The sequence below is a fragment of the Alkalihalophilus sp. As8PL genome, from assembly GCF_040939795.1.
In the GTDB taxonomy this organism is placed as follows: Bacteria; Bacillota; Bacilli; order Bacillales; family Bacillaceae_D; genus Alkalihalophilus; species Alkalihalophilus lindianensis.
The window spans coordinates 2,243,492-2,257,480 of sequence record NZ_CP162551.1; the positions used below are offsets into that span (position 1 = coordinate 2,243,492).

General features: G+C 34.6%; 12 protein-coding genes. All 12 read left to right on the top strand.

Translation table 11 applies throughout. The features are described 5' to 3' along the window. Positions 1 to 80: 80 nt before the first annotated feature. Complete coding sequence (locus AB3N04_RS12870; protein ID WP_368503148.1) at positions 81 to 848, top strand: tyrosine-protein phosphatase; 768 nt, start codon at positions 81 to 83, stop codon at positions 846 to 848. 254 nt (positions 849 to 1,102) lie between these two features. Beyond that, on the top strand, positions 1,103 to 2,923 hold the full coding sequence (locus AB3N04_RS12875; RefSeq protein ID WP_368503149.1) for a polysaccharide biosynthesis protein: 1,821 nt from the start codon (positions 1,103 to 1,105) through the stop codon (positions 2,921 to 2,923). Between the two features lie 86 nt (positions 2,924 to 3,009). Next, a complete protein-coding gene (locus AB3N04_RS12880; protein WP_368503150.1) occupies positions 3,010 to 3,639 on the top strand; it encodes a sugar transferase in 630 nt (209 codons plus the stop codon). Between the two features lie 2 nt (positions 3,640 to 3,641). Continuing rightward, positions 3,642 to 4,505 (top strand): NAD-dependent epimerase/dehydratase family protein, encoded by an 864-nt coding sequence (locus tag AB3N04_RS12885; RefSeq protein ID WP_368503151.1) that lies wholly within the window; start codon positions 3,642 to 3,644, stop codon positions 4,503 to 4,505. A 1-nt stretch (position 4,506) separates the two neighbouring features. Next, positions 4,507 to 5,616, top strand: a complete 1,110-nt coding sequence (locus tag AB3N04_RS12890) for a glycosyltransferase family 4 protein (RefSeq protein ID WP_368503152.1) — start codon at positions 4,507 to 4,509, stop codon at positions 5,614 to 5,616. Next, a complete protein-coding gene (locus AB3N04_RS12895) occupies positions 5,616 to 6,998 on the top strand; it encodes a nucleotide sugar dehydrogenase (protein ID WP_368506045.1) in 1,383 nt (460 codons plus the stop codon). The genes AB3N04_RS12890 and AB3N04_RS12895 overlap by 1 nt, the downstream gene beginning before the upstream one ends. Position 6,999: 1 nt before the next feature. Continuing rightward, positions 7,000 to 7,974 carry an SDR family oxidoreductase gene (locus tag AB3N04_RS12900; protein WP_368503153.1) on the top strand — a complete coding sequence of 325 codons (975 nt, stop codon included), beginning with the start codon at positions 7,000 to 7,002 and terminating at the stop codon, positions 7,972 to 7,974. A gap of 65 nt (positions 7,975 to 8,039) precedes the next feature. Next, positions 8,040 to 8,957, top strand: coding sequence for a glycosyltransferase family 2 protein (locus tag AB3N04_RS12905; protein WP_368503154.1), 918 nt, complete (start codon positions 8,040 to 8,042; stop codon positions 8,955 to 8,957). Positions 8,958 to 9,184: 227 nt separating this feature from the next. Further along, entirely contained in the window at positions 9,185 to 10,315 is a 1,131-nt protein-coding gene (locus AB3N04_RS12910) for an EpsG family protein (protein WP_368503155.1), read from the top strand. 157 nt (positions 10,316 to 10,472) lie between these two features. Further along, the gene (locus tag AB3N04_RS12915) at positions 10,473 to 11,657 is read left to right on the top strand and encodes a glycosyltransferase (protein WP_368503156.1); all 1,185 of its coding nucleotides are present in this window, start codon (positions 10,473 to 10,475) and stop codon (positions 11,655 to 11,657) included. A 204-nt stretch (positions 11,658 to 11,861) separates the two neighbouring features. Next, positions 11,862 to 12,161 carry a hypothetical protein gene (locus tag AB3N04_RS12920; RefSeq protein ID WP_368503157.1) on the top strand — a complete coding sequence of 100 codons (300 nt, stop codon included), beginning with the start codon at positions 11,862 to 11,864 and terminating at the stop codon, positions 12,159 to 12,161. Positions 12,162 to 12,635: 474 nt separating this feature from the next. Beyond that, a complete protein-coding gene (locus AB3N04_RS12925; RefSeq protein WP_368503158.1) occupies positions 12,636 to 13,946 on the top strand; it encodes a lipopolysaccharide biosynthesis protein in 1,311 nt (436 codons plus the stop codon). The last annotated feature ends 43 nt before the right edge of the window (positions 13,947 to 13,989 follow it).

Genomic DNA, 13,989 nt, shown 5'->3' on the forward strand with positions numbered 1-13,989 from the left:
TTACTCTAATGTCAGATAATGATAGAAAATAGATAAAAAAGACCTATTAGTAAGGCTAGTAGGCTGAAAAGGAGAGTAAAATGATTGATCTCCACTGTCACATATTACCGGGATTGGATGATGGCCCCAAAACAATAGATGAAAGTATTGAAATGGCGAAACTTGCAGTAGAAGAAGGTATTACACAAATTGTTGCAACGCCGCATCATAAGCATCCGACGTATTCAAATGAAGCATCGCTTGTGCGTGAGGGAGTAATGGAACTGAACAAACGACTAAAGCAAGAGAACCTAGATCTTAAAATTCTCCCAGGCCAAGAAGTTAGGTTATACGGAGAAGTAGTGGAAGACTTAGCGAATGGAACGACGATCACGCTAGCTGATCACGAGATGTATCTGTTTATTGAATTTCCTTCTAACCATGTACCACGATACGCAGCCCAATTATTCTACCAATTACAAATTCAAGGATACATGCCTATTATTGTTCACCCGGAACGAAACAGTAAATTACTAGAAGATCCAGACAAGCTCTATGACTTTGTTCAAAATGGAGTCCTCACACAAGTGACGTCCTCAAGCCTTACAGGACATTTTGGTAAGAAGATCAAACAGTTTTCCAATCAATTAATCGAAGCAAATCTCACACATTTTGTGGCATCCGATGCTCACAATACCGATTCTCGTCCATTTAGACTGAGAGAATCATATGCAGTAATTGCCCAAACGCATGGAGAAGAGAAGGCACTCCACTTTCAAGAGAATGCGCAATTAATTGTAGAGAACAAGCATGTCTTGGTTGAGCCACCTGAACAAATTAAACGTAAAAAATTATTAGGAATCTTTTAAATGACTTACAGGCGATGTCTCCTTGCCTATATCGATGGAGGCACTCGGCTATGCTGTGGGTTGTGTGACAGCCTTAGACTTGAATTGTCACTGGCATGGTGTGAGGAGGGGTTAAATGCCTCATAGGGGAAACCCTAACGCATAACAACAAGAACCTTAACTAGAGCATCTTGCATAAGAGATTCACTAGTTAGGGTTTTTGTCATGAACTCATTTGGTTGACATACGAAAATAATCTAAAAGGGGGCAAATCTATGAGTTATAAAAAACGTATTGCTTCATTAGTATTAGTCGATTCACTTATTGTCATTTTGTCTATCTTCTTAAGTTACTTTATCTTGCTTCCAGCAGGCAGTCCATTTACGGCCGTCATCATTGTCAGCTCAATCGTCTTATTCTTAAGTCATCATTTGTTTGCTCATATGTATAAATTGTATAAACGCGTCTGGCAATATGCGAGTATAGGAGAATTAACAGGTATCTTCAAAGCCGTAACTTTCTCTGTTCTGTTAACAGCCGTTGCCCAATTCATCCTCATTCAAGATGTCTATTTCCGCACACTTGCCGTTACCTGGATGATGCACATCCTTCTCATCGGCGGTTCAAGGTTCTCATGGCGCCTTTACCGAGATACCTACATCAAGCCGAAGTTAGGCGGGAAACGGACGTTAATTATCGGGGCAGGTAGTGCCGGGACAATGGTTGCTCGTCAACTACGCAATAATAATGATACAGATCTTGATCCAATAGGCTTTATTGATGACGATAAGAACAAATGTCATTTAGAAATTCTTGATCTACCTGTATTAGGCAACATCAAAGAGATCGAAAAGCTAGTTAATGAATACAGTGTCGAGCATATTATCATTGCCATCCCTTCACTAGGACGTCAAGATATGAACGAAATCATTGCTCAATGTACAAAGACCCAAGCAAAAACACAGGTGCTACCGAAAATGGAAGATTTGATTACAGGTGACGTCGAAGTCAATCAATTCCGTGATGTCGAAGTGGAAGACCTCCTTGGCCGAGAGCCAGTCGAGCTCGATATTGATGGTATCGCTGATTATATCACCAATAAAACGATCCTCGTAACAGGAGCTGGTGGTTCAATTGGATCTGAAGTTTGTCGTCAAATTGCGCGCTTCTCCCCAAAAGAACTCGTTTTACTCGGACACGGAGAAAATAGCATCTATGCAATTGAAATGGAATTACGTCGCAATCTACCTGACTTACAGATTTCAACCGAAATTGCAGACATTCAAGATCGCGAGAAGATCTTCACAATTATGGCAACCCGGAAGCCGCACGTAATCTTCCATGCAGCTGCCCATAAGCATGTACCACTAATGGAACGTAATCCAGAAGAGGCAGTGAAAAATAATGTTCTAGGTACGAAAAACGTAGCAGAAGCAGCCAGTGCAGCGAATGTTAACACATTTGTCATGATTTCAACTGATAAAGCTGTCAATCCAACAAGCGTGATGGGTTCAACAAAACGAATTGCTGAAATGATCGTCCAACATATGGATATGATCAGTGATACACGATTTGTCGCTGTACGATTCGGTAACGTCCTTGGCAGTCGTGGAAGTGTCATTCCACTATTTAAAGACCAAATTAAGAACGGTGGTCCAATCACCGTAACCGATCCTGAAATGGTTCGTTACTTCATGACGATTCCTGAAGCATCGCGACTCGTCCTTCAAGCAGGATCACTCGCACAGGGTGGAGAAGTATTCGTCCTTGATATGGGAGAGCCTGTTAAGATCGTCGACTTAGCACGCAATCTGATCCGCCTCTCTGGTTACACAGAAGAAGAAATTCCAATCGTCTTCACTGGTATGAGACCAGGGGAGAAGATGTTTGAAGAATTACTCGGAAAAGATGAAGTACATGATGAACAGGTATATCCGAAGATTTATCGTGGAAAGACGCCTGGGGTAGATATTAATGTAATGTATGAGTTGGCAGAGACGTTTCAAGAGCAGACCAAGGAAGAATTGCGTGTGAGGTTGTTGGATATAGCGAATTTTAGGGTGGAGCAATTAAGAGCGTTAAGTAATGCGAAATAAAGTGTGGTCATTTCCTCTTTAGTAGGAGGGAGTGAATTTCTTACGGTTTTACAAGTAATTAGATTTTTTTAAGGAGTGTTAGTAGATTGTATTTAAAAATTAAAAGATTGATAGATATAGTTCTTTCCTTAATGGGATTGGTTATTCTATCCCCTGTTTTTTTGATTCTTATTATAGGCATAAAAGTTGACTCTAAAGGGCCGGTGTTATTTAAACAAAAGCGTGTCGGAATTAACAAAACTCATTTCAATATTTTGAAATTCCGTACGATGAGAATTGATACGCCAAAGGACACACCAACACATCTATTGGGAAACCCTGAGCAGTACATTACCAAGATGGGTAAGTTTTTGAGAAAAACGTCATTAGATGAGTTACCACAGGTGTGGAACATCTTTGTAGGGCAAATGAGTATTATTGGGCCAAGACCTGCCTTGTGGAATCAGTATGATCTTATTGCTGAACGAGATAAGTATGGTGCAAATGATGTACCACCGGGATTAACAGGGTGGGCGCAGATTAATGGTAGGGATGAACTACCTATTGAAGTGAAGGCAAGCTTAGATGGAGAGTATGTTAAAAGAATTGGTTTGTGGATGGATGTTAAGTGTTTTGTTGGGACGATTATTAGTGTTGTGAAGAGTGATGGAGTTGTTGAAGGTGGGACTGGATCGAAGCATTCTGAAGAGAACAAGAAAACAGAGGAGTCTTTGTAACTATGAAGAAAATTTTGATTACAGGTAAAAGTAGTTACATTGGACACCAATTTGAAGGATGGCTTAATCAATCAAACAATAATTATTACGTTGATAAGATTAGTGTGCGGGATGACTTATGGAAAAGTGAGAATTTCAATGAACATGATACAGTTCTACATCTTGCAGGGATTGCCCATGTATCCCGCGATCCGAAGATGGAAGATTTGTATTATCAAGTAAACCGCGACTTAACTATTGACCTTGCTAGAAAGGCGAAAGCCGATGGAGTTCGTCAATTTATTTTCATGAGTAGTATCATTGTGTATGGCGATAGCTCCACAGAAAAACAAATTATAAATAGAGAAACTGTTCCACAGCCGAGTAACTTTTATGGAGATAGTAAACTAAAGGCCGAAAAAGGAATAAATGAGCTAGCAGATGAGACTTTTAAGGTAGTAGTTATTCGCCCCCCTATGATTTATGGTAAAGGATCAAAAGGTAATTATCCAAAGTTAGCAACAGTTGCACAAAAACTCCCGATCTTTCCCGATATAGATAATCAGAGAAGTATGTTACATATCGATAACTTATGTGAATTCATAAAGCTTATGATCGATAATAATGAAACCGGACTGTTCTTCCCTCAAAATAGTGAGTATACGAAAACGAGCGAGATGGTTCGCTTAGTTGGTGAAGTGCATGGTAAGAATGTGAGACTAACTAGGTTATTTAATCCATTTATTAAACCGTTTATCGGAAGGTTAGAATTTTTAAATAAGTTGTTTGGGAATTTGGTGTATGATCAGGAAATGAGTAAATATAATAAAAATTATCAAATTGTAAATTTAAAACAGTCTATTAATGCAACAGAGAGTGTGAAGTAGTTTGAAGCAAAAAAAAATCCTTATATTAGTAAACCATGATGTGGTTATTTACAACTTTAGAAAGGAGCTTATCGAAAGTTTATTAGAAGAGAATTATAAGGTGTACGTATCTTCACCTTATGGAAAGAAAATTGACCTTTTAATAGATATGGGTTGTGAATATCTTAAAACAGATATTGAAAGGCATGGGAAGAACATATTTAGTGAAATTAAATTAATTCTTGAATACAGAAAAATAATAAAAAAAGTAGCTCCTGAGGTTGTTTTAACTTATACAATAAAGCCTAATATTTATGGTGGATTAGTATGCCGTTTCTTAAATGTTCCTTATATCTCAACTATCACGGGTTTAGGAACGGCTGTTGAAAAAAAAGGCATAATGCAAAAAATATTAATTCAATTATACAAATTCGCATTTGCAGATATTAAGACATTGTTTTTCCAAAATAAGCATAATCAACAATTCTTTTATCAAAATAAAATAGCTAAGAAAGCTCATAAATTAGTTCCGGGTTCTGGTGTGAACATAAAGGACTTTCCATATGAGGATTACCCTAGTGGAGAGGATTTAAAGCTTCTTTTTATAGGAAGAGTGATGAAAGAAAAAGGAATTGAGGAACTAGTAGAAGCTGCAAAGTGTATAAAAGCAAGAAATCAATCTGTGAAGTTTGAAGCGGTTGGATTTTATGAGCCAGATTATGCAAAAGAAGCAAAAAAATTAGAAGCATTAAATATAGTGACTTTTCACGGAAACCAAAATAATATTCAAAAATTCATTAAAACTTCTCATGCTGTTATATTACCTTCTTATCATGAGGGTATGGCAAACGTCCTTCTAGAAGCAGCATCTATGGGGCGCCCTATTTTAGCTTCTGCTATTCCAGGATGTGAAGAAACATTTGATGAAGGCATTTCAGGTTTGGGCTTTGAACCCAAAAGCGTAAGTGAGATTGTTAAAGTAATAGAGGAATTTTTTGAACTGACTCATGAACAAAGAAAAGCGATGGGTAATAACGGAAGGATAAAGATAGAAAAAGAATTTAATAGAGAAATTGTGGTTCAATCTTACTTAAATGAAATAAAAGGTATAACACATAGAGGAGAATTATGATGAATTTATACGAAGAAATTATTAATAGGAATGAAAAAATATCTTTAGTAGGATTAGGTTATGTAGGTATGCCAATAGCTGTAGCTTTTGCGAAGAAAATAGATGTAATTGGATTTGATGTTAGTGATGAGAAAATTGACCTTTATAATAGAGGGATAGATCCTACTAAAGAAGTAGGGGATCACGTAATTAAAAACACCACTGTAGAGTTTACATCTGACGAAACAAAGCTTAGAGAAGCTAAATTTCATATTGTAGCAGTCCCGACACCTGTAAAGGATGATCGAACACCTGATTTAACACCAGTAAAATCCGCAAGTAAAACTCTTGGTAGAAACCTAACAAAAGGATCTATTGTCGTCTTCGAATCGACTGTATATCCAGGAGTTACAGAAGAGATCTGTGTTCCAATCTTAGAAAAGGAATCTGGTCTACAGTGTGGAGTAGATTTTAAAGTTGGTTATTCGCCGGAGAGAATTAACCCGGGCGACCAAGAACATAGACTTGAAAACATTGTAAAAGTAGTGTCGGGCATGGATGAAGATACCTTAGGTGTTGTTGCGAATGTTTACGAGTTAGTTGTAGACGTAGGTGTATATAAAGCTGAAAATATTAAAGTAGCGGAAGCTGCTAAAGTAATAGAAAATGCCCAAAGAGATATTAATATTGCCTTTATGAATGAACTTTCAATTATTTTTAATGAAATGGATATTGATACAAAAGCAGTGCTAGAAGCTGCAGGAACCAAGTGGAACTTCCTAAACTTTTCACCAGGGTTAGTAGGCGGGCATTGTATCGGAGTAGACCCTTACTACTTAACGTATAAAGCTGAGCAAATGGGCTACTATTCTCAAATAATTCTTTCAGGAAGAAAAATAAATGACGATATGGGTAAATATGTAGCTGAAAGTACAGTAAAAAGAATGATTAAAGCAAAAAAACAAATAAATGGTGCAAAAGTAGCTATTTTTGGAGTGACATTCAAAGAAAATTGCCCTGATGTAAGAAATACAAAAGTAATAGATGTGGTTAAAGAACTAGAAGAGTATGGAGTAGAAGTAAAGCTGGTTGATCCAGTAGCAGATAAAGAAGATTTGTGGCATGAATATCGAATAAACCTTTCTGATGTAGAAGAAATAAAGGAAGTAGACGCAGTTATTTTTGCAGTGCCACATGAAGAATTTAAAGCGATTAATTTTGATGAAATAAAGAAGATGTTTAAACGGTATGAACATGTTGGTTCAGAGATTATTGATGAAGTGGCTTCAAGTACTGAAATTGAAATTGCTAATGAGAGTAATGAATCCGTATTAATTGATATTAAAGGAATATACAATCGAAAAGAAGCAGAGCATGAAGGATTTTCATATTGGAGGTTATAAAATGAGTTATGAAAATTTAAATTTTCCCGAGGGATCAAAATTTTTAGTTACTGGTGTGGCTGGCTTTATTGGATCTAACTTAGTAGAAGCAATACTTGGATTGGGCTATAAAGTTAGAGGGCTTGATAACCTTTCAACTGGAAAAAAAGAGAATATTGAAGAGTTTCTGAACCACCCCCTTTTTGAATTTGTAGAGGGGGATATTCGTGATCTTGATACATGTATGCAAGCATGTGAGGGTGTGGATTATGTCCTACATCAAGCAGCATGGGGGAGTGTCCCTAGAAGTATAGAAATGCCTTTGTTTTATGAAGAGGTTAACATCAAAGGTACTTTAAATATGATGGAAGCAGCGAGACAAAATCGCGTTCAAAAGTTTGTTTATGCTTCAAGTTCATCAGTTTATGGCGACGAACCAAACCTACCTAAAAAAGAAGGGATAGAAGGTAACCTATTGTCACCTTATGCTTTTACTAAAATGGCAAATGAAGAGTACGGTAAACTTTATACCAGCTTGTATGATCTTGATACATATGGATTGCGCTATTTTAATGTATTTGGCAAGAGGCAGAACCCTGATGGAGCTTATGCTGCGGTTATTCCAAAGTTTATTATTCAATTACTTAACGATGAAGCACCAACTATAAATGGTGATGGAAAACAAAGTAGAGATTTTACTTATATTGAAAATGTAATTGAAGCGAATTTAAAGGCATGTAAGGCATCTAGTGAAGCAGCTGGACAAGCGTATAATATTGCTTATGGTGGTAGGGAATACTTAATTGATATTTACAATGAATTGTGTAAAGCATTAGGAAAAGATATAAAGCCGATTTACGGACCTCATCGTCTAGGTGATATTAAGCATAGTAATGCGGACATTTCTAAGGCCACAGCAATGTTGCTTTATGAACCTGAATATGATTTTCAAAAAGGTATAACTTTAGCAATAGAATGGTATAAAAAAAATTTATAAATATATATTTCTTTCAATTTAATAGGTAAGTCATCTTATTTAGAGAATTTAGTTAGGGGGAGAAGATGAGTAAGCAGAAGCTTGTTAGTGTAATTATTCCGACTTATGAGCGGGCAGATACTTTATCAAGGGCTATAAATTCAGTTTTGAATCAAACATATAAGGATATTGAAATAGTTGTAGTAGACGATAATGATCCTAGCTCAGAGTATAGAAAACAAACAGAAGAGTTAATGAATAATTATAGTGAGCACAAAAATATCATCTACCTAAAACACGAAAAAAATAAAAATGGTTCTGCGGCAAGAAATACTGGATTTAGAAATTCTAATGGAGAGTTCATCATGTTTTTAGATGATGATGATGAGTTCTTTCCAAAAAAAGTTTCTTCCCAAGTTGACAGGATGAATAGTTTAGATAAAAGCTGGGGCGCTTGTTATTCAAGCTATATACGAAAAAAGAATGGAAAGACCGTTATGTATGGAGCAGAAAAGAGAGAAGGAGATTTATTAAAAGAGGAATTAATGCGTAATTTATTTATACATGCGGGCTCGAATCTTATGATTAGACGGGAGGTAGTGACAGAATTAAATGGATTTGACGAGTCATTTCTAAGAAATCAAGATGTTGAATTTGTATCTCGAATCTTAATGAAATATAAGCTTGCTTATGTCGATATAAGAGGACTAATTGTACATGTTCATGAAAGAATTCCTGGGAAAAGAAGCTTTGAAGAAATTACATTAGATTATATGAATAAATTTTCATCTCAAATAAGTGAATTACCTGAACATGATAGAAGGACAATTAATAAAATGATCAATCTGCAGCTCTTTCGAAACTTTATCTTTACTAAAGGAGAAAGAAAAAAAGCTTTCAAGTATATTGTAAGAAGAGAACTAACATTAGGTTTAGTCAGTAGATATATGCTACATTTACTAAAACGAAAATTAAGTAAAAAAGCATATGGATTTAAAATATAGTCATTCCAAATATAGGAGTATAAAAGGTGGATCATTCATGGGTAGCGAAGGCAATCATATTAATCAAAATAAATACTAATAGGTAGGACATTTCTAAAGTTTTTTTAATCTTTTCCCTCATGTGAAAGGGATTCCGCTGTTAAAGAATGTGTTTTTTTACGGATTATCGCTATACATTTCTACAAAAGAGTTAAAATAAAAATCAAATTATTATAATGGAGTTTGTAATGAACTATATAGTAAACTATCCCCTTTCAGCACTTTTATATACTAGTGTAGTTATTATTATTACACTTTTATCATTTTTAGCTGAGCGTACAACCCAAAAGAGCGTTCAAATTACATTTTTAATGTTAATTATACTTATATTAACACTATTTGCGGGATTTAGAGGTTCTTCTGTGGGAATTGATACTGCACAGTATTTAACTCATCTAGAGAGGTGGCAATATAACTTTGGAGGGTCCTTCTCTACGGAACCAGGATTATTTTTCCTCAGTAAATTATCGTTTTTAGTAGTAAATGATCCTCAATTTGTTTTAATTATAATAGCATTAACAATAAATATACTAATTGTTTTAAGAGTATGGATGTTAAGAATATATCTTTCTTTTGGATTTGCAATGTTTGTGTATACAACAACCTTTTATATTATGACTTTTAGTGGAATAAGGCAATGGTTGGCTATAGCTATTGTATTCTTCATTTCAAAATATCTTTTTGAAATGAAATACTTGAAATTCTCACTGTTGGTAGTAGTAGCGAGTCTGTTTCATAATTCTGCACTCTTAGCTTTGACGTTTCCTCTAATAGATAGTCTGGCAAGTAAATTGAAATATAGAAAACAAAAGATAACATTAATTTTATTTCTACTCTTAGGACCTTTAATAATAATTTCTTTTATAATAATTAATAATTATTTAAGTTTAGTCAGTGATTATAGGTCATATTTCTTGTTTCTACAATGGAATGGCGGTAGCGGAATTATAATTTGGCTGAAGATCTTTTTGGGTATTTATATATATATATCGTTTAGAAAAGCAGATTTTAATAACTTTTTATTATATAACCGAGTTATATATATATATCTTGCTGGATTGCTAATCTCTATTCCAGGATATTATTTCGATAATTTAGCTCGGATTGGCTTTTATTTCACGTTTTTTGAAGTGATTTTATTTGCATTATTAATAAAAAGTGAAAATAAGAAGAAGTCGTCAATTTTTATTTTTATAATTATCATTTTTATAACTATTATTTATATATTCGAGTTAGCAGGGTCAGGGAGAGGGCATATTCCCTATACACCATTTTGGGAAGGTAGTACTAGTACCTTCTTAAGTAGAGCATATTCTTAGCTCTTAGAAGAATTGTTTTCGAAATTTTATCCATAACAATTTGTACTCAAATCTAAGTGGAAATATAGGTAATAAAAGATGAAGGGATTTTTAAGAATATTCCAATTAAGGTTCTGAGAATGCCATATCAATTTTTTAGGAGGTGAAGAGGTCCGATATGAAAATATTAATTGTAACTCAAATCTATCCTGGTTATAAACAAGAAACCAGGCAGACTTCACCGTTTGCTATCCACTACTTTGCAAGTGAATGGATAAAACAGGGGCATGATGTCGAAGTTGTGCGAATGTGGCCCTATCGTCCCTTCCCTCTCTCATTAGTTATGGATAAAAAAATGGGAAAGTATGCATATAGGGAAAGTTTCGATAAAGATAATGTGAGAGTACATCGCCTGCCGGTTAAAAAAATACCTGCAATTAATTTCCTTCAAAGACATATTAAGCATTCTAAAGATCGAATACAAGAGGAAGTAAAAGTTTTTAACCCGGATCTCATATTATGTCACGCTATTTCACCTGATTTCTTCTTAGGATGTCAATTGGCAGATCAGTTACATATCCCGATCTTTCTTACTATTCATAAAACTGATATAAATTACCTTTCAAAAAAGAGTGGGCTAAAAAAATTTAATAAGTATAAGTCAAAGTTAAACGGACTATTTTTTCGTTCTAATGTATTAAAAGAGAAGTATAGTAATATTTGTGAGTTAGAACAAGAAGGTAGAATAATACCATCCGGAATTGATGAAAGAGAGATCCTTAAAATAGAAGAATTTTATAATAAATCAAAGATAGTTTCTTTGAAAATTGTAGTTGCATGTAATTTAATTAAATCCAAAAGAGTTGGCACGATTATTCATGCTGTTCACCGTTTGGGTCTAAAATATCAAGTTACTTTAAAAGTTATTGGGGATGGGCCTGAACGTAGTAATTTAGAAAACTACGTAAAAGAAAATAGATTGGAAAAAACAGTAGAGTTCTTAGGAAGTTTAAGCAGAAAAGAAGTGCTCACCTTCATGTATAATTCTGATATATTTGTGATGGTTAGTGCTCCTGAAACATTTGGTCTTGTCTATATAGAAGCAATGAGTAAAGGTTGTATAGTAATTGGAAGTAAAGGTGAAGGAATCGACGGTTTCATTCGTCATGGTAAAAATGGATTTCTCTGTGAAGTTGATAATGTGGAAGAATTATATGGTATTATGGAATGTTGTCTTAACCAAACCCATGAAGAAAAAAAATCAATATTGTTAGAATCCTATAAAACTGTAAAGGAGCTAACCACAGAAAAATGTGCAGAAAAGTACATGGGTGCTTTAAAAAAATATATGAGTAAATTATAGTTTTGGAACTAATCACTTTTCAACCATGTAAGAACACATGGTTCAACTTAACAGTAATATTTCCCCTTGAATAAATGATTCTTATACTTTTATTTTTTATACTTCCTGAGTGCTTTAAAGATAATTAAGAGAAAGATTTGAAGTGAGTATACTTAGGTATCTTAATTTATTTTGACCTTAAGTTCAGCTGGAAGGTGAGAAAGAATGAAACACCTGCATATTTGGAAAAATGATAAATTTACTGAACCTTATATTCAATTAATTAATAAGCATTTTGATCAAAGTGAACATTCATTTTTAATCATCCATAAAGGCAGCGGTGTACCCATAACTTCAAGTGAAAATGTTAGAGGTATTCTTAAAAATATCAATGGGATTATTAGGATAATAATAGAAATGTACAGAAGTAATAAGATTTATCTCCATAGTTTATTTGATTTGAAAGTGGTTATTATCTTATTCTTTCAACCTTGGTTACTGAAAAAAAGTAACTGGATTATTTGAAAGGGGCTTCTATGGAAAGGTTACAATGGGATTCAGATTTCTGGGGAATAGAGATTATTCATTTAGATAAGATCAAAGATTTTCGTTTAGAAGAATGTAATAGCAAACCTCTGTTGGTGCAAGCCCTACCTAAATATAAGTGATCTAAATTTTATTCACAGCCTTGAGCAGAATAGCTTCATTTTTAAGGACTGCAAAATTACTTTAAATAAAAAAATTTTGATAATAATAAGACTGATCTTTCTAGGTTTGGAAACTAACAGGATTAGAGTTAAAACCTATTAAAAATATTTTCATTGAATTATTCGGAAATAACACACGATTCGATATATTTTCTGAAGATAAAGTAAATGAGTTCTATTACACATGGGTCGTAAATTGAGGCACGGTGCCTGTCACCACCCGAATTTTGTCGAACAAGTAGGGTGAGTAATGGGCTTTTTTTATTTTGTGAGATAAAATAAGGGGCAATGTATGAAACATAAGTTAAATACACTAAGAAAAAAGCCATTTGTCCGTAATGTATTTATTATGGCATCTGGAACTGCAGCAGCTCAGGTCATTGCAATGGTCTTGTCACCTATTATCACTCGTCTATATGGACCAGAGGCTTTTGGTTTATTAGGTGTTTTTACAGCTGTTATTGCCATTATTACACCAATAGCAGCACTCACTTATCCTATAGCGATTGTACTTCCAAAGAGTGATAATGATGCAAAGGGTATAGTTCGGCTTTCATTATATATTTCTACAACAATATCGATGGTGGTTGCCATTATCTTAATTTTCTTTAATGAAACGATTGTGGACGTATTTAATATAGAGGCTATAGCCCCTTTCATGTTACTTATTCCTCTTGTTATTCTTTTTTCAGGCTTTTTACAAGTTACGGAGCAATGGTTAATCCGAAAAAATCAATTTAGAATTACAGCCAGGGTCACGGTTCTTCAATCTTTGATCTTAAATGGTAGTAAGGTTGGTATAGGCTTTTTCCACCCAGTGGCAGCTGTTCTTATTGTTTTGACGGTATTTGGCCAATTATTAAAGTCTTTCATGATGATCATAGGGGTAAAGAGAGCGAATGCTATAAAGGAACAGGGTTTGGTTTCAGAACATGCATCATTATCTATTAAAGGACTTGCGAAAAAGTATAAAGACTTTCCGATATATAGAGCACCTGAAGTTTTTTTAAATGCAATATCTCAAGGTCTTCCAATCTTGATGCTCACAAGTTTTTTTGGCCCTGCATCAGCAGGGTTTTATTCAATTGGAAAGACTGTATTAGGAATGCCATCACAGCTGATCGGTAAGTCGGTAGGGGATGTATTTTACCCAAGAATCTCTGAAGCGGCAAACAATGGTGAAAATCTAACTAAATTAATTACAAAGGCAACTCTAGCTTTGGGTGCAGTAGGGATTATACCTTATGGAATAGTAATTATTTTTGGACCTTCTCTTTTTGGTTTTGTGTTTGGCTCGGAGTGGGTGACTGCAGGTGAGTATGCTCGGTGGATAGCTCTTTGGTCTTTGTTTGGTTTTATGAATCGGCCTAGTGTCAGAGCATTACCTGTTTTATCAGCACAGGCATTTCATCTTAGATTTACTATTTTAATGTTAGTAGTGCGCTTTTTGATGTTAGCAATTGGATACTGGGTATTTGAAAGTGATGTGGTAGCTATTGCTTTATTTGGTTTTTCTGGCGCAACCCTTAATATTATTTTGATCTTACTTACCCTTAACAGAAGTAGACGGTTTGATGCAAGTAATAGTAACAATGGTGTTTAGTTTTTCTAACTAGGGTTAAACTTTCGTAATTAATGTCATTTTT